The 17,019-nt window shown below is 62.4% G+C and carries 16 protein-coding genes; 10 read left to right on the top strand and 6 right to left on the bottom strand.

Annotation, left to right across the window (positions count from 1 at the left end):
• The 4 genes from AB7I51_RS01410 to AB7I51_RS01395 all read right to left on the bottom strand — a co-directional run bounded on the left by AB7I51_RS01410 (position 1) and on the right by AB7I51_RS01395 (position 4,028).
• Positions 1-624: a transglutaminase-like cysteine peptidase gene (locus tag AB7I51_RS01410; protein WP_428402811.1), complete on the bottom strand. Its 624-nt coding sequence runs from the start codon at positions 622-624 to the stop codon at positions 1-3.
• 498 nt (positions 625-1,122) lie between these two features.
• Complete coding sequence (locus AB7I51_RS01405; RefSeq protein ID WP_428402812.1) at positions 1,123-2,280, bottom strand: DUF2235 domain-containing protein; 1,158 nt, start codon at positions 2,278-2,280, stop codon at positions 1,123-1,125.
• A 42-nt stretch (positions 2,281-2,322) separates the two neighbouring features.
• On the bottom strand, positions 2,323-2,583 hold the full coding sequence (locus AB7I51_RS01400; RefSeq protein ID WP_428402813.1) for an exodeoxyribonuclease VII small subunit: 261 nt from the start codon (positions 2,581-2,583) through the stop codon (positions 2,323-2,325).
• An 8-nt stretch (positions 2,584-2,591) separates the two neighbouring features.
• Positions 2,592-4,028, bottom strand: coding sequence for a cation diffusion facilitator family transporter (locus AB7I51_RS01395; RefSeq protein WP_428402814.1), 1,437 nt, complete (start codon positions 4,026-4,028; stop codon positions 2,592-2,594).
• Positions 4,029-4,147: 119 nt separating this feature from the next.
• Here AB7I51_RS01395 and AB7I51_RS01390 point away from each other — a divergent pair, with 119 nt between their 5' ends.
• The 3 genes from AB7I51_RS01390 to AB7I51_RS01380 all read left to right on the top strand — a co-directional run bounded on the left by AB7I51_RS01390 (position 4,148) and on the right by AB7I51_RS01380 (position 6,140).
• Positions 4,148-4,588, top strand: a complete 441-nt coding sequence (locus tag AB7I51_RS01390) for a VOC family protein (RefSeq protein WP_428402815.1) — start codon at positions 4,148-4,150, stop codon at positions 4,586-4,588.
• 434 nt (positions 4,589-5,022) lie between these two features.
• Positions 5,023-5,382, top strand: coding sequence for a hypothetical protein (locus tag AB7I51_RS01385; RefSeq protein ID WP_428402816.1), 360 nt, complete (start codon positions 5,023-5,025; stop codon positions 5,380-5,382).
• A gap of 116 nt (positions 5,383-5,498) precedes the next feature.
• Positions 5,499-6,140, top strand: a complete 642-nt coding sequence (locus AB7I51_RS01380) for a DedA family protein (protein WP_428402817.1) — start codon at positions 5,499-5,501, stop codon at positions 6,138-6,140.
• Between the two features lie 40 nt (positions 6,141-6,180).
• Here AB7I51_RS01380 and AB7I51_RS01375 read toward each other — a convergent pair whose 3' ends face one another.
• Entirely contained in the window at positions 6,181-6,672 is a 492-nt protein-coding gene (locus tag AB7I51_RS01375; protein ID WP_428402818.1) for a DUF2244 domain-containing protein, read from the bottom strand.
• Positions 6,673-6,722: 50 nt separating this feature from the next.
• Between AB7I51_RS01375 and nth the strand changes: the two genes are divergently transcribed.
• Positions 6,723-7,424, top strand: a complete 702-nt coding sequence (nth, locus tag AB7I51_RS01370; RefSeq protein WP_428402819.1) for an endonuclease III — start codon at positions 6,723-6,725, stop codon at positions 7,422-7,424.
• 306 nt (positions 7,425-7,730) lie between these two features.
• On the opposite strand, the gene AB7I51_RS01365 is transcribed toward nth, so the two are convergent.
• A complete protein-coding gene (locus AB7I51_RS01365) occupies positions 7,731-8,579 on the bottom strand; it encodes an ATP-binding protein (protein WP_428402820.1) in 849 nt (282 codons plus the stop codon).
• Between the two features lie 338 nt (positions 8,580-8,917).
• On the opposite strand from AB7I51_RS01365, the gene AB7I51_RS01360 reads away from it, so the two are divergent.
• The 6 genes from AB7I51_RS01360 to AB7I51_RS01335 all read left to right on the top strand — a co-directional run bounded on the left by AB7I51_RS01360 (position 8,918) and on the right by AB7I51_RS01335 (position 16,930).
• The gene (locus AB7I51_RS01360; protein ID WP_428402821.1) at positions 8,918-11,875 is read left to right on the top strand and encodes a bifunctional [glutamine synthetase] adenylyltransferase/[glutamine synthetase]-adenylyl-L-tyrosine phosphorylase; all 2,958 of its coding nucleotides are present in this window, start codon (positions 8,918-8,920) and stop codon (positions 11,873-11,875) included.
• Positions 11,876-11,998: 123 nt separating this feature from the next.
• Positions 11,999-12,901, top strand: a complete 903-nt coding sequence (locus AB7I51_RS01355) for a peptidylprolyl isomerase (RefSeq protein ID WP_428402822.1) — start codon at positions 11,999-12,001, stop codon at positions 12,899-12,901.
• Between the two features lie 133 nt (positions 12,902-13,034).
• Positions 13,035-14,282, top strand: a complete 1,248-nt coding sequence (gene argJ, locus AB7I51_RS01350) for a bifunctional glutamate N-acetyltransferase/amino-acid acetyltransferase ArgJ (protein ID WP_428402823.1) — start codon at positions 13,035-13,037, stop codon at positions 14,280-14,282.
• 156 nt (positions 14,283-14,438) lie between these two features.
• Complete coding sequence (locus tag AB7I51_RS01345) at positions 14,439-15,116, top strand: carboxypeptidase-like regulatory domain-containing protein (RefSeq protein ID WP_428402824.1); 678 nt, start codon at positions 14,439-14,441, stop codon at positions 15,114-15,116.
• 8 nt (positions 15,117-15,124) lie between these two features.
• On the top strand, positions 15,125-15,526 hold the full coding sequence (locus tag AB7I51_RS01340; RefSeq protein WP_428402825.1) for a (deoxy)nucleoside triphosphate pyrophosphohydrolase: 402 nt from the start codon (positions 15,125-15,127) through the stop codon (positions 15,524-15,526).
• A 72-nt stretch (positions 15,527-15,598) separates the two neighbouring features.
• Positions 15,599-16,930: a DUF2252 domain-containing protein gene (locus tag AB7I51_RS01335; RefSeq protein WP_428402826.1), complete on the top strand. Its 1,332-nt coding sequence runs from the start codon at positions 15,599-15,601 to the stop codon at positions 16,928-16,930.
• Positions 16,931-17,019: the final 89 nt, after the last annotated feature.

Here is a 17,019-nt window from a genome sequence, read left to right as displayed (position 1 = left end):
TCACCGCGACACATAGAGCGGGGCGCTGGTCGGCTGGCCGATCGCCACCCAGACATTCTGATTGTGCTGCGACTGACGCTTGACGAAGCGGTAGGGAACGCGCGTCCACGGCCGCATTTCGTCGGAAAGATTGTCGAGAACGAATTCGCCGCGGCTGGTTTTGACCGTGAGAACCGAGTGGCCGTCGCCATTCTTCTCCTTGACCACCGTGAGCAGCAGCGCCTGCCGGGGAAAACCTTCTTCGATCAGCATGCGGCGCTTCTGCAGGGCGAAGTCTTCGCAGTCGCCCTGGCCGTCGCTAGGGTAATCCCACCGGTCGACCGTACCCCAATGATCCACATCCGCGATGGGATCGATGTTCTTGTTCACCCGGGCGTTGATGCGCGCGATCTTACGAAAGACGGCGGGCGTGAGTTCAATGTCCTGCGGCGCGGTTTCGTCATCCTGGCATTCGCCGCGATAGCGCTGGCAGAAATCCACCCAGCCGTAAGGCACGCTGGTTTCCGAACCGATTGCCGCAAAAGTCGCGGTTTCCGATCCGGCGAAGCTTTTCGTGTTAATCGCGACAAGCGCCGCGCCCGCCATCCCGAGAACCATAACCGCTTTGCTGACGACGCCCAACATAACCCGCCTCCGTGACATGAGGCGAAGTTAGTTTTCTTGTTTTGCTGTCTATGAAAGTATTTCTGCCGCATTTTACGCGAAACCGTTCAGATTTTCGCTGGCGTCAGGTAAGTATAATTTTGTGCTACAAAAACGCATAAAATTTGATGATATCAAATATCTTATTGTAATATAATGATTTATTACGAGCGGCGCGCCCACTCAGATGCCTGCTCGCCGCCCTCGATTTAAGCTTCGAGGAACATAGGTTAATTTACGCGGGCTCCCAAGGTTAACGGGCCCTCGCGGCGGTAATTTTTTTGGCGGAAGCGGTCCGGCGCGCCTTCCGAGCGACGCAAATTCGTCAGAAGGCTTGATGCGGGGATCGGGCGTCCTTCCCCCAACACCGATCGATCCGCCCATGATGACGGCCCCCTCCCCAACCCTCCCCCGCTTCGCGGGAGAGGGAGTCCAACAGGGGGTCGCGACAGAAACAGGCGGATTGACCTATCGCGCTCGTCAAGCGCCGCGACGCCGCCTTGCTTCGAGATCGCTCCACATTTTGTCGTATGCCTTATCGACCTTCCGTTTTTCGAGCACCGCGTCGATGTCCTCGTCCGGTCCAATCGGACGAATATAGTCGCCGCGCCAAGTGAGGTGTTTGGCGAGTTTGCAGTCGCGGCGCGGATAGACCGACTTGATTCCAAGAAGCGAGGGCGCTTTGACAAAAGCCGCCGTCAGCAGCTGGTAATAGAGCGTCTGGCTCTTCTCGATCGGCTGCGAATAGTCCTTTTCGAAAAGGCGATCGGCGGAGAATTCTGCAGATTCCAGCGGCCTGATATTAAGTCCGTTTAAGCGCGCGCACTCCACCATCCATTCCAGGGCGCAATCAGACAGTCCATATTCACTGTAGCCGCCGCCGACATTGGAATGCACGCCTGGAAACCATTTTTGCTGGTAGAGCGGAAATCCGTGCGCCGACATATTCTTCTCGTTTCGCTGCCGATGATAGTCGGTAAGTTCGATCGGCGTCGGACGGAACGGCCAGCGCCGCTCATCGGCGGCCAAGGCGTGATAGGCGCTGTCGACGCTCGCGCTCAGCGTCACGTCGTGAAAACTGCACCTGAACAGCTTGTCGACGAGATATCCCAGGAATTCGCCATAAGGCGCCCCTAGAGCGCCGACGGTGTCCCAGACGCCGAGAAAGCGGATCTTCACCGGCCAGGGATGGCAATAGTCGTTTCGAAACTTCTCTGCGTCCGCGCCCTTCGGCCGCCAGCCTTCGGCCTTGTCCTTGTAATGTCCGTAGGCGATCGAAACCAGCGGCATCTTGCATCGCTTGAGAATGCCGAGATTGTGCACCAGACCGGCGATGCTACGCGCCGTGAAGGCGCCCCGGCTGAAGCCGAAAAGATAGATTTCGTCATTCTCCTCGTAATTGCTCACAAGGAAGGAGTAGGCGTCAATGATGTTGTTTGAAATTCCATAACCAAACGTTCCGCCCCTTAATTTTTCGCCGCGCCGCGTGCCGACGCCGGCGATGTAATGCATGAGCTGCGGGGCGTCGCCGGCGGCGTCTCTGCTCTCGATGGCTTGCAGAGTCCGCAGAACATTAGTGCTGCGCTCGGTCAACTCGTTCCAAGTGCCGTCACAGAAAATGACGAGCTTCTTGCCCATGGCAATATTCCTTGTGCAAATGAAAATTCCGATTGGCGTAGACTATCGCTCCACGTCAAATCGCGCGACTCCGGTCGGCTGGCCGTTTTCGCCAAGAGTGATTTTTTCGATGCGGGCTTCGGCCTCGGCGAGAAGAGTCTCGCAGCGCGCCTGCAGCGCCTTGCCGCGCGCATAGAGCTTCACCGACTCGTCGAGCGAAACGGCGCCCTTCTCCAGATCGCCGACGATGCGCTCGAGCTCCTGCATCGCTTGTTCGAAGGGCATCGAAGCGATGTCTGCGGCGGCGTCCGGCTCCTCAGTCATGGCGTCTCTCATAGACCAAGCGCGCCTGCTTGGCTATGCGGCGCGCAGCGGTCAGCCGGTTCGGCGCGGCCGACGATGCGCAAAATGTCGGGAAAGTCCTCGCGTGTGCGCCGCTCGATTTCATCGAGCGCGTCATGCGCGTTCTGGACCGACACCGCGGCGTCAATTCGGCAGCGGAAGTTGACGACTAAGCCGCCGGCGGTTTGGCGGACCCGAACGTCTTGCACCTTCGCGGGCGGACGGGTCTCAACGGCGACGCGAGCGAGCGCCGTTTCGATCGCGCCGGCGACCGAAGGGTCCGCGGCTTGGGCGGCGAGCAAGTGCATTTCAAGCGGTTCAATATGGGTCTCGACTTCGGCGTCGGCGCCGAATTCGTCGCGCAAGGCGTTTTCGAAATCGGCGGCGACGGCATGCGCGCGGCCGAGCGGCATGGCGCCGTCGAGTTCGATGTCGACGCCGATCGACAGGCGGCCGTCGATCTGCTGAGCGATGACGTGATGGGCGTGAATGTGGCGGCGCGACCCGACCAGCAGGATGCGTTCCGCGATCGTTTCGTCATCGAGCGCCTGCGGCTCGACCGACAGCGTGACGCGGGCGCGCGGCGTCACTTCGGCGATGGCGTCGGCTACAGCCGATTTGATTCGCGCCGCCTGCTCGACGCGCAGTCCCCGCGCGACGCCGATCGTCGCCTCGCCGACAATGTCTGGACCGATGGTGCGCAGGCGCAGCGAATCGATCGCGATGACGCCCGGCACATCGGCGATCGCGCGTTGGAGATGCGGCGCAAGTTCGCGCGGGGCGGCGTCAAGCAAAGTGTCGATGGTGCGCCGGCCCAGCCGGAAACCCGCGATCGCGATGAATGCCGCGACGCCGAAAGCGGCAAGCGCATCGCCGCGTTCGAACCCATAATGCGCCGCAATGAGACCAAGCAGCACCAGAGTCGACGACACCAGATCGCTCGCAAAATGCAGCGCGTCGGCGGCGAGCGCGTCGCTGCCTTCAGCCTGTGCGATCCGCTTCAACTGACGGGAGCGCACGTAATCGATGGCGATGGAGACGACGAGAACGCCATAGATCGGCCAGCCCACGTCGATTTCGACATTCTTCTCATTGAGGCGCCGCCAGGCTTCGCCAACGACGAACAACGCCAGGCCGAAGAGGAAGCCGGTTTCGATCAGCGCGGCGAGCGCCTCATATTTGCCGTGTCCGTAGTGATGTTCCTCGTCCGCCGGCTTCTCCGCTTCACGCACCGCGAAAAAGGTCAGCGCCGTGGCGCCCGTATCGACGAAGGCATGGCCGGATTCCGACAGCAACGCGAGCGAGCCGGACCACAGGCCGGCGGCGAGCTTCGCGACTGCGAGAACAGCGCTTGCAGCGATCGAAGCCTTGGCGGCCGCGAGCTTGACGCTCGTCGCCGCTTTCGGCAGGGCCTTCGTCTCGGTCACCTCACCGCGCCGCTCCAATTTCTGTATACGCTAGCCCTCTAACAAGCGGATCGCCGCCGCACAAACCGACGACGCCAGATGTTAGAATTATGGCCGATCCATCAGATAGGATGACGCACATGAAATTTCTGCACGCCATGATTCGGGTCGCCGACCTCGACCAGTCGCTCAAATTCTTTTGCGATGTGCTCGGACTGAAGGAGGTGCGCCGCACGCAGAACGAGAAGGCGCGCTACACGCTCGTCTATCTCGCGGCGCCAGAGGACGCCCCCGAAGCCAAGGAAAAAGACGCGCCGCTCATCGAGCTCACCTATAATTGGGACGAGCATGAATATGCCGGCGGGCGGAATTTCGGCCACCTCGCCTTCGCCGTTGAGAATATTTACGAAGTCTGCGCCCGCCTGCAGGCGGCCGGCGTGACCATCAACCGTCCGCCGCGAGACGGTCACATGGCCTTCGTGCGAACGCCGGACATGATCTCGATTGAGCTGCTGCAAAAAGGCGCGCCGCTGCCGCCTAGCGAACCTTGGGCTTCTGCGCCTAATGTCGATAGTTGGTGAGGCAATCTTCGGCGCCTAAAATTTTTGCGCTGCAGCTACGAATTTTTTGGCCGCCGGGAACGATTGCTTTCGCCACGAGTTGAGTCAAAAGTCGAGCTGCGGCCTCAGCCCGGCTAATCGATGTTTTTGATATATTGACGAACTTCCGTCGCGAAGCTGTCACGGCTTTTGGTTAGAAGGCAGCAGCGCACGGCATGGGGAGCGAAGGTCTCTCGGCTCTTGCGCGGTCAGCCTTGTTCGTCGGCATTAGGCGCTCATCCAATGTGGGGATGAGCCGTTTTCGCCAATGCTTATACAGATGACGTTCAGCTTACGTGGGTAGCCTGACGGGAGAAACGCGCCGCTGAAGCGCGAAGAGGAACGGCGTCGTGGGAAATACCGCGACCAACAAAGGGTTCCAGGAAACTGGAACGTTTCGGGGGCGGAGGAACATCATGGTCATCGTGGATCTGATCAATTCCTGCTCTAACGATAAGGTCGCTCAGGCGGCGCTCGCCAGCATCGGCGGGCATTTCGCCGAGCGCGTGCGCGCGGCTGCCGGCGACAAGGGCCTCAGCGTCGGTAAATATGTCGTGCTGGCGGTCCGCGAATTCGCAAGCCGGACCGACAAAGCGACGCAGGAGGCGATGCGCGTCAGAGTGGTTCGCGACGACCAGCCTTTGCTCAGAGGGCTGCGTGAGGTGCTCGAAGCGGCGCTGGAACGCGATCTGTTCTTTCTCGACAGCGAGACGATGGCCACGACGCCGCCCTATGCGTTCGGCGCCACGCGCGACAACACGCTGCGGTATCACTAACCGCTAATCGAGCCGACGCTCTTTCTAAATGAGTGGCGACGTGGCTGCGGCGACGTCGCCATCAACATTTTTGCGCCTAAATGAGAGGAAGCGAACCATGTCTTGCTTGACTGTGGATGACCCATCTCCTCGATCAGGCGCAGATCGCCTCAATCCTTTCGACCTACGGCTACTGGGCGATTTTTGTCGTCGTTGCGCTTGAAAGCGCCGGCCTGCCCTTGCCGGGCGAAACCCTGCTGGTCGGCGCGGCGATAATCGCTCGGCTCTCCGGGACGACGGCGATCGAAAATGTCGTGGTCGCCGCGGCGGCCGGCGCAATCGTTGGAGATAATATCGGTTATTGGCTCGGCAGGGAGTTCGGCGTGAAGCTGCTCGAGCGCTACGGCCATTATATGGGACTTGGGGCGGAGAAATTGCGCCTCGGTCAATATCTCTTTTATCGCTGGGGCGGCGCCATTGTGTTTTTTGGACGCTTCTTCGCGCTGTTGCGCATTCTCGCGGCCTCGCTCGCCGGCGCCAATCATCTGCCGCTCGGTCGCTTCTTCATTTACAACGCGACGGGCGGCGTCGTTTGGGCCTGCGTTTTTGGCTACGGCGCTTATTTCCTCACTGCGGGATTCGAAAGGATCAAAGCGCCGATTGCTGCTGCCCTCGCCTGCGGCCTGGCGATCGGCCTGTTCATGATGTGGCGCTACTACAAGCGCCACGAGGCGCGGCTGATGCGGGACGCCGACGCCATGCTGAGCCAACGGCGCTAAAGCGCTCTACCCTTGCGCCATCAATCGAACCATCGGAGATCTAGCTGAAACGCGCGCCCATGCGCGCATCGATGAGCGCGCGATTGAGGTCGCGCGCCAGCTCCGCCTTCTGATCCGGCCCTAAAAAAGCGCCGATCTCGACGCTTTCGCCGCGCGAGACCAGCGCCACGCGTTCGGTCCCGAATTCCTCATGCACGGTCTGTTCGAGCCGCACCCAGGACGGGTTGAATCGCCATTCCCTGCGCTGTCCGCGCGTGCCGATTTGCGCGAAAACAAGTTCTAGCGGGGTGAGATCGAGCGTCTCCTGCCGGCGCGCGGCGCTGAAGCTCAGGCGGAAGGCGATGTAGAGCCCCAGCGCGTCGAGCCCCATGAATCCGGCGACGGGCCAAGCGCCCATGAAAAAGAAGGGCAGCGCGAACAGGACCTGGCCGCAACAGAATACCATGATGAAAACATAGAACGTCTGCCGGGTCATCGACCGGTGCGGCGTCAGCCGCGCTTCGTAGATTTTCCGCTCGAAGGGGTCGGACATTTTTCCTGCCGGCGCTTTCTCCTCCAGATTCTTGAAGTTATAACGCGCCTATGGCCGAAACAAACACTCAGCGCGCCCGTCCCGCCAAAAAAGCGCGCGCCGGCCGGCGGCCGACGGCCTTGGAGGCCGCCCGCGTCGACGAGATTTTCGAGCGTCTCTCAGCCGGCAATCCCGAGCCAAGAAGCGAACTCAGCTACAAAAATCCTTTCACGCTTCTCGTCGCCGTCGTGCTGTCGGCGCAAGCAACCGACGCCGGCGTCAACAAGGCGACTCCGGCGCTCTTTGCGCTGGCCGACACGCCCGCCAAGATGGCGGCGCTCGGAGAGGAGCGCGTGCGCGATCTGATCAAGACGATCGGCCTGTTTCGCGCCAAGGCGAAAAACATCGTCGCCCTCTCCCGACTGCTCGTCGAACGCCATCGCGGCGAGGTTCCGCGCACGCGCGAGGAGCTGACGGCGCTCCCCGGCGTCGGCCGCAAGACCGCGAATGTCGTGCTCAACGTCGCCTTCCATGAGCCGGTGATCGCGGTCGACACCCATATTTTTCGAGTCTCCAACCGGCTGCCGCTGGCGAAAGGCAAGACGCCCGAAGAGGTCGAAGCGGGACTCGAGAGAATCGTGCCGGAAAAATATCTTCTGCACGCCCATCACTGGCTCATCCTGCACGGGCGCTATGTGTGCAAGGCGCGCAAACCCGAATGTCCGCGCTGCGTGGTCGCCGATTTATGCCGGTTCAAAGGGAAGACGATTTAGTTTTCAGTCCTTCTCCCGAGCGGCGAACAAGACAAAGTCACAGACGCGCGTCCGCCGCCGTGGAATTTTCGATTCAAGCAGAGCGGCGGAACGCTGTCGGAGAGGAACCGCGATGAATTACAAATGGGCGATCATCATCATGGGCGGCTTGCTGTTTGTCGCCGCCATGATCCCCTATGCCTACGCGCCGCGATGCACGACTGCGGAATGCACGCCGGAGCGTCCGTATTAGTCGGATTGCGGCGCTCTCGGGCCGATGTCGGATCCCCGCCAGGCCTCCGGCCCGCCGGGAATGACGCCAGACGATTACCCTAGCGTCTTTCCCAACCGCCCGGCCAAATCCTGAATATATTGCCAGGCGACGCGGCCCGAACGCCCGCCACGCGTGATCGACCATTCCAGCGCATCGGCGCGGATCGTCGGCTCGGGTGCGTTCAGGCCGAAATGCTCGGCATAGCCGAAGACCATCGCGAGATAGTCGTCCTGGCTGCAATTGTGAAAGCCGATCCACAATCCGAAGCGATCGGAGAGCGAGATTTTTTCCTCGATGACTTCGCCGGGGTGGATCGCAGTGGCGCTTTCATTCTCCATCATATCGCGCGGCAGCAGATGGCGGCGGTTCGAGGTGGCGTAGAACAAAACATTGTCGGGCCGTCCCTCGACGCCGCCCTCCAGCGCGGTCTTGAGCGCCTTGTAGCTCGTCTCCGCGCCGTCGAAGGAAAGGTCGTCGCAGAAGACGATGAAGCGGAACGGCGCTAGCGCCAGCGCGCCGAGCAGCGCGGGCAAGGCTTCAATGTCCTCTCGATGGATTTCGATGAGTTTCAGCCCCTTCTCGGCGAGCGCGCCGTGAACCGACTTCACCAGCGACGACTTGCCCATGCCGCGCGCGCCCCACAGCAGCGCATTATTGGCGGGGAGTCGTTGCGCGAAGCGGCTCGTGTTGGCGAAGAGCATGTCGCGCTGTCGGTCGACGCCCTTGAGCAGCGTAAGATCGACGCGATTGACACAGGCGATGGGATGGAACGCCCCGCCCGACGCGCGCCAGACGAAGGCTTCTGCGACGGAGAAATCAGGCGCGTCAGGCTTCCCCGGCGCGAGGCGCTCCAAAGCCTCGGCGATGCGGGCGAGCAGCTGCGTGACATCCTCTTGCAACATGAAATCTTTCTCATCATTGGCGCCACGCTCCCTCGTCCTTCGAGACGCCGGCGCCGATCTCAAGTAAACCCGAGATCGGCGCCGGCTCCTCAGGATGAGGGAGCTTGTTGCTCTGCTTCGCTCTGCATCAAGACTACGATCACGCCGTGAATCCTGCCCCTTCTGCGGAACCAAGGACCCTCATCCTGAGGAGCCTGCGCAGCAGGCGTCTCGAAGGACGAGGGGCCGTCTTCTTTTTCCATTGACGATCGCTTGTCGACTCTCAAAGCTGACTGACGGCATAGCCGGATTATATCCCGGCGCAAAGCCGCTTCGCGAAGCAGCAAAAGGAAGGCCTCTTGACGCCGGACGCCAACGCCCTTCTCGACCGCGCCAAGGTCTTCATCGAACCGCTCGACCCCGAGACGGCCGACAAGGCGCTCACGCGCGTTCTCGAGAAAGAGGACGCAACCCAGGGCGCGCTCGTAACGCTTCTACAGGAACGGCCGAAAGCGCGCGATCTGCTGCTCGGCGTATTGGGCTCGTCGCCCTATCTCACCGACCTCGCCGCGCGCGATCCGGCGCGGCTCGCGCGAGCGCTCGTGAGCGATCCCGCACAACGCATCGAAGACCTTATGGAGTCGACGCAAAACATCGAAACAGACGACGAAGCCGAGCTGATGCGTCGGTTGCGTCTCGTCAAGCAAGAGGCCGCGCTCGTCATCGCTCTCGCCGATCTTTCCAAAATCTGGGACATGCCCGAGGCGACGGGAGCGCTCACCCGGATCGCCGACGCGGCGCTTTCCGCCGCCATTCGCTTTACGCTGCGCGCCGCCGCGCTCGCCGGCAAGCTCGAACTCGCCGATCAGCGCGACCCCGAACGCGGATCAGGATGGATTTTTCTCGGCATGGGCAAGGGCGGCGCATATGAGCTGAACTACTCTTCCGACATCGATCTCATCGTCTTCTTCGACCGTTCGCGCGCGCGGCTCGTCGAACCTTCGGAAGACGTCGATTTCTTCGTTAGACTGACGAAGCGCATCGTGAAAATCATGAGCGAGCGCACGGTCGACGGCTATGTGTTTCGTACCGATTTACGGCTGCGTCCCGATCCGGGCGCGACGCCGATCGCCATCCCGCTTGAAGCGGCGCTGAGCTATTACGAGAGCATGGGCCAGAACTGGGAGCGCGCCGCCTATATCAAGGCGCGGCCGGTCGCCGGCGACATCTTTGCAGGCGAACAATTCCTGCAAGAGCTCGCGCCCTTCATCTGGCGCAAATATTTCGACTTCGCCGCGATCGCCGACGTGCATTCGATCAAGCGGCAGATTCACGCCCATAAGGGACACGGCAAGATCGCCGTCGCCGGTCATAATATCAAACTCGGCCGCGGCGGCATTCGCGAAATCGAATTCTTCGTGCAGACGCAACAGCTCATCACCGGCGGCCGCGATCGGCGCCTCCGCGGACGCTCAACGCTCGCCATGCTCGATCAGCTCGTCGAGAGCGAATGGGTGGCGCCCGATGCGCGGGACGATCTGCGCGAGGCCTATCTGTTTTTGCGCGACGTCGAGCATCGCATTCAGATGATCGCCGACGAGCAGAAGCATACGCTGCCCGAAACTGAAGAAGGCGTCGCCATCGTCGCGCGCATGATGGGCTTTGCCGGCTACGATGATTTTGCGCAAGCGCTGCTGAAGCGTCTCGACGTGGTGCAGACCCATTACGCCAGGCTTTTCGAAAGCGCGCCGCAGCTTACCTCTTCGGCTGGCAATCTCGTCTTCACCGGCGACGACGACGATCCGGGCACGATCGAGACGCTCGCCGGAATGGGCTTTGCGAATCCGAAGACAGTAACCGCGACCATTCGCGGCTGGCATTTCGGCCGCTACGCCGCCACCCGCTCGACCGTCGCCCGCGAACGCCTGACCGAGTTGACGCCGATCCTGCTCGAAGCGATCGCCGCGACGGAGAACGCCGACGCCGGTTTTCTCGCTTTCGACAAGCTCATCTCGAAATTGCCGGCCGGCGTGCAACTCTTCTCGCTTCTGGTGTCGCAGCCGCGCCTCCTCAATTTGCTCGCCGCGATCATGGGCGCGGCGCCAAAGCTTGCCGAGACCATCTCGCGCCGACCGCGCGTCTTGGATGCGCTGCTCGAGCCGGCGTTCTTCGAAAGCGTGCCGTCGCAGGCGGAGCTCGATCAGCGGCTCGCGGCGCAGTTCGCGGAGGCGCGCTCCTATGAAGACGCGCTCGACCGCGCCCGCATTTTCGGACAGGAGCAGAAATTCCTGATCGGCGTGCGCATCCTGACCGGCTCGGCGTCAGTAGCGGAGGCCGGCGTCGCCTACACGCGACTGGCCGAAACGCTGATTTCCCGGCTCTTCGCGCTGGTCTGCGATGAATTCGCGAAAACCCATGGAATGATCGAGGGCGGCACGGCCGCGGTGGTCGCCATGGGCAAGCTCGGCGGGCGCGAAATGACGGCGGCGTCCGATCTCGATTTGATGTTGCTCTATGACGCCGACCCATTGGCGGAATCGAAAGGCGGCGAACGGCCGATATCCACGCAGCAATATTACGGCCGCCTCACCCAAAGGCTGATCAGCGCCCTTTCCGCGCCCACGGCCGAAGGCCAGCTCTATGAGACGGATTTTCGCCTGCGGCCGTCAGGCAACAGCGGCCCGCTCGCGGTGAGCCTCAAATCCTTCACGGACTACCAGGCTAATGAGGCCTGGACCTGGGAGCATATGGCGCTGACCCGCGCCCGCGTCGTCGCCGGTCCTCAGGCCTTCGTAAATCGCGTCGAAGCGGCGATTCGCGCCGCTTTGACGACACCCCGCGACCCGCAAAAACTGAAGGACGACGTGCTGTCGATGCGGCGGCGGATCGAAAAGGAAAAGGGGTCGGGAAGCCCTTGGGAGGTCAAGCAGGTCCCCGGCGGGCTCGTCGACATCGAGTTCATCGCCCAATATCTGATGCTGCTCCATGGCCCGCAGCATCCCGATCTTTTCTCGACGACCGTCACCCTCGCCCTGCAGCATCTGAAAGACGCGGGCGTGCTCGACGCAGGCCGGGCCGAAGCGCTGTCGGAGGCCTCAAAGCTCTATCAGGGCCTGACCCAATTGATGCGGCTGGCCGTCGACGACGCCTTTCGTCCCGCCGACGCGCCGCGCGGTCTGACCGAGCTGCTGCTGAGGGTCGGCGACGCGCCCGATCTTTCCAATCTCGAAGCGCTGCTCGCCGACACCCAAAGACGAACCAGGGAAATTTTCACGAGCGTCGTCGGCGAGGTCGCCGAGCGCCCGGTTTCAGCGTAAGCGGGAGTTGCAGAACCCGTCGCTCGGGCATAGATACGCCGGATTCCTCGCGCAGGAGCTTTCCCTCTGGCGGCGACGGCCGCTTTTCTTCAAGGCCGTCCTGGCCCTTTTTTGGAGCAGATCATGTCTCACGCCCGCAAGAATGCGCGTTCCCTCGCTCGCGGCGCGCTTGGCGCGACCGCGCTCGCCGCCCTGCTGGCGATGAGCGCCGTCGGCGTGACGAGCGCGGCGGCGAAAACGCTGGCCAAGGTCAATGGCGTCGAGATCACCGACGAGGACCTGAAGCTGGCGTTGGACGATCTCGGCGCCGCCATTCCGCGCCAGCTCGAAGGAAAGGCGCGCGAATCCTATGTTCTTGACTTCCTCATCGATGAGCAGCTCGTGGTGCAAAAGGCGCAGGCTGACAAGCTCGCTGAAACGCCGGAATTCGCTAAGAAACTCGCTTATCTGCGCGACAAGGCGCTGATGGAGACTCTGCTCGGCGACGTCGCTCAGAAGGCCGCGACCGAAGCGGCGATCAAGCAGGCCTATGACGAGGCGGCGAAAAACCAGAAGCCGGAAACCGAATATCACGCGCATCACATTCTGGTGCCGACCGAAGACGAGGCGAAGGCGGCGCTCAAGCGCGTCAAGGGCGGCGAGGACTTCAGCAAGGTCGCGACCGAAATTTCGAAGGACCCGGGCGCCAAGGGCGGCGACCTCGGCTGGTTTACCAAGGACCGCATGGTGCCGGAGTTCGGTGAGGCGGCGTCGAAGATGACGCCGGGCCAGATTTCCGACCCGGTCAAGACGCAGTTCGGCTGGCATATCATCAAACTTGACGAGAAACGCCCGAAGGTTTTTCCGCCGCTCGATCAGGTCAAGGATCAGGTCGCCCGCTATGTGGTGCAGAAGGCGCAGAGCGAACTGGTCATGAAATTGCGCGACGGCGCCAAGATCGAACGCGCCGACCAGCCGGCCGAAGGCTCGCCCGGCGCGAAGCCGGCGGAGGGCGCCAAGCCTGCCGAACCGCCGAAGAAGAAGTAGCCTCGAAGGACTTCTTCTTCATTTGACGCCAGGACTTTCGGCCAAACGAATATCGTTTCGCGGCGAAGCCTTGACGTGGACCTGAAGCGCCGTCAAACCCGCGCAGGTCCACTCCAATTTGCAAGGCTTCGCCATGGCTCACGACGCCCCGGTCTCTCCGCTCGCGCCGACATCAGTCCCCGAAATCCCGCCGCTTGAAGGCGTGCGCTTCGCCGTCGGCGCGGCTGGCGTGCGCTATGCCGGGCGCACCGACGTGATGCTGGCCCTGCTCGATGCGGGAACGACGGTCGCGGGCGTCTTCACAAAATCCAAATGTCCGTCGGCGCCGGTCGACTGGTGCCGCGACAAGTTGAAGGGCGGCAAGGCCCGCGCGCTGCTGGTCAATTCGGGTAACGCCAACGCCTTTACCGGCAAGACCGGCGCGCAGGCGGTCAAATTCTCGGCAAAGCTCGCCGCCGCGGCTACGGGCGCGCCCGAACGCCAGATTTTCCTCGCTTCGACAGGCGTCATCGGCGAACCGCTCGACGCGCATAAATTCGACGGCCTCTTGGCAAAGCTCGTCGAAGAGGCGCGGCCCGACGGCTGGCAAGACGCGGCGGGCGCGATCATGACCACCGACACTTATCCGAAGCTGTCGACGCGCACAGCGACGATCGGCGGCGTCGAGGTGACGATCAGCGGCATCGCCAAGGGCGCGGGGATGATCGCGCCCGACATGGCGACGATGCTCGCCTTCGTCTTCACCGACGCGGCGATCGATTCGGAACCGCTGCAGGCGATGCTCGAGAACGGCGCCAAGCGAAGCTTCAACGCCATCACCGTCGACGGCGACACCTCGACCTCCGACACGCTGCTGCTCTTTGCGACGGGCGCGGCGAAGAAGCGCGGCGCGCCGAAGATCGAAGAAGCGAGCGACAAGCGGCTCGCGGATTTCAAGCGCGCGCTCGACGCGGTGCTGCTCGACCTCGCCCACCAAGTAGTGAAGGATGGCGAAGGCGCGCGCAAATTCGTCGAAGTGACGGTGACCGGGGCTGAGAGCGCCAAGGCGGCAAAACGCGTCGCCTTTTCGATCGCCAATTCGCCGCTGGTGAAGACGGCGATCGCCGGCGAGGACGCCAATTGGGGCCGCATCGTCATGGCGGTCGGCAAGGCCGGCGAAAAGGCCGACCGCGACCGGCTCGCGATCTGGTTCGGCGGCGTGCGCGTCGCGCATAAGGGGCTGCGCGATCCCGACTATGACGAAGCGGAAGTTTCGCAGATCATGAAGCGCGACGAAATCGTCATCAATGTCGATCTCGGTCTTGGCAAGGGCGCGGCGACGGTATGGACCTGCGACCTGACCAAGGAATATGTCGCGATCAACGGCGATTACCGAAGCTGATCATCTTATGGCGCGCGCATGCGCCGCGCCGCGATTGCGCCAGCCTTCTCAACGCTTTCGCGGCGCAAATCTTTGCGGAGATGGTGAGGGACGTGGGGCCGACGCCAGAGCGTTTTGAAGGCGCACTCGCTCCCACGCGGGCGTTCCGCCGCCGCTTTGGCGGCGGAACGGACGGTAGGCATCGAGGTCGTCAAGACGATAGTTGACGTGCTAGATTATCCGATCGCCGAAGCCGCACTGCCGGCCAAGCGCCCGAGCGCCGCCGCGCCGGCAAAGGTTGGCGATCGGCGTTCGTCGTGGAGCGTTGCGCGCATGCGTTGGGTCAAACTTCTTGCCGTCGCGCCTCTCGCCCTGCTTTCGGCGTGCAACGCCGCACGTGGACCTACCTCCGGCCTCGGATTCGAGCCGTCCCCGGCGAGTTACGTCAGAGCGCCCGGCAGAGGCGTCATCGCCGGACAGGCCTTTCTGCACGACGGCTCGGGGAATTCGAATGTGCGCTACGCGGCCGGCGAGACCGTGAGGCTCATCCCGGCGACGACTTATGCGCAGGAGCGAATCAAGAAATTTTACGGCTCAGTGAAATTTCTGCCGGCCGCGTCGGTCCCGGACAGCGAGCCGGACACGCAATACGCCTCGCTTACCCGCACGACGACAGTTGACCCGGGTGGCCGTTTCACCTTCGAGAATGTCGCGCCTGGGCGCTATTATCTCACCACCAAGCTTATCTGGAAGCCGAAGAATTCGACGACGCCGGAAGGCGGCGCGATGTATGAGGAAGTGACGCTCACCGGACAGGAAAACGGCCCGGTGAAAGTCGTTCTCTCCGGCAATTGAGTGCGCCCGTGAATATCCTTCTCGTCGTCGCGGCGGCGCTCGTCGACGCCGACAATCGCGTGCTCATCGCTCAGCGGCCTGAGGGGAAGGCGCTCGCGGGATTGTGGGAATTTCCCGGCGGCAAGCTTCATCCCGGCGAGCGGCCGGAAGATGCGCTGGCGCGCGAACTCGAAGAGGAGCTCGGCGTGCGCGTCTGCGCGCCCTGCCTCGCGCCCTTGACCTTCGCCAGCCACGCCTATGACGATTTTCATCTTCTGATGCCGCTTTACGTCTGCCGTAAGTGGGAGGGTTTTGTCAGCCCGGCGGAGGGACAGGCGGTGGAATGGGCGCGCGCCCGCGAACTGCGCAATTATCCGATGCCGCCCGCTGACGCGCCGCTGATTGGTCCGCTGATCGATTTGCTGGGGTGATTGTCAGGGCCGGCTGACCCGACCGATTCAATATGCGATCCTTGCTTATTGGCTTCTGGGAGATTGCCGACGATGCACATTGAAACGCAAACCGGCGTCATTGAGCGCGGCCCTGATCGTCGCGCCCGCTACGCGGCTGGGAAAGCGCTGCGCAAGATCGTCCCGCGCGAAGCGCTCGCGGATTTTTCGCCTGCCGCAAACCGGAAAGCCCTCGCGATCGTCGCCGAGACCGAGCGCGATCGAATCCAATCCTTGCTTTGTCTTCGCCGCAAATCCATGGAGAAGTCGCCGCATGCCTTTCTGCGCGGCGCCGCCGATGTCATGGCCGCCGATCTTGCGACGCAGCCGGCGCCCGGTATTCGCGCGCAAGTCTGCGGCGACTGCCATTTGATGAATTTCGGCGCCTTCGTCTCGCCGGAAGGGCACATGCTGTTCGACGTGAATGATTTTGACGAAACGCTGCCCGCTGTGGACGTCACGGTCGACTTGCGCCGCTTCGCGACAAGCGTCGTCGTCGCGGCGCTCTGCGCCCAAAAGAGCGAGCGAGGCGCGAGAGCCGCGGCGCGCGCCGCCGTCAAGGCCTACCGTCGCAAGGTGATCGAACTAGCAAGCCTGCCGCCGCTACAGGCATGGAATGAGCGTGTGCCGCTGCGCGATGTGGTCGCGAAGCTTCGTAACCGGGTCCTCCACCAGGCCGTGCGCGCAGCGATCTCCGCGCCTCGCAGCGAAGATGATTGCGCGGATAATTTTCCAAAAGTCGCGCCAGACGACGCCGGCGAATGTCGAATTGAAGAGAAACTCCCGCGGCTTTTCCATCTCGATGAGCGCGAGGCCGAACAATTCGACGTCACCGGGCTCATCGCCGCCGCCTTTGCGAATCTGCCGCCGCATGTCGCCTCCTTGTTGCGCCGCTACCGTCTGTCCGACATCGCCTTCAAGGCGGTCGGCGTCGGCAGCGTCGGAACCTATTGCACGATCGCGCTGTTCATGAGCCCGGACGAGGAGCCGCTGTTCCTTCAGGTGAAGGAAGCGAAGCGCTCGGTGCTGGAGCGCTTCGGCCTTGGCGCTTGGCCCGGCGCGCAGGGCGCGCGCGTCGTCGAAGGACAGCGCATGATGCAGGCGGCGTCGGACATTTTTCTGGGGCCGATGCTCGACCCGGCGTCCAAGCGAGAATTCTACATGCGCCAGTTAAAAACGCGCCGTCTCGGCGACCTTACCGAATTGCTGCAGAGTCACGACCTGCTGGATTACGCGAAACTATGCGGGCGCACTTTGGCGCGCGCCCATGCGCGTTCCACCGACGCCATGACTCTTGCGGGCTATATGGGTAAGAGCGAAGCCTTCGACGACGCGCTCGCGTCCTTCGCCGTCGCCCGTGAAGAACGCGATTTAAGCGGCGATTAGTCGGCGATTTGAGGCGTTGGCGTCGTCGAGGACGCTCAGGAACAAGGCCCACAGAAGCGCCAGCCATGCGAGCAGGCGGCGGAAGTTGT

This window comes from Methylocystis sp., assembly GCF_050246715.1.
GTDB lineage: Bacteria > Pseudomonadota > Alphaproteobacteria > Rhizobiales > Beijerinckiaceae > Methylocystis.
The sequence above is the reverse complement of the archived record's forward strand: the minus strand, read 5'-3'. Positions and strand labels throughout refer to the sequence as shown.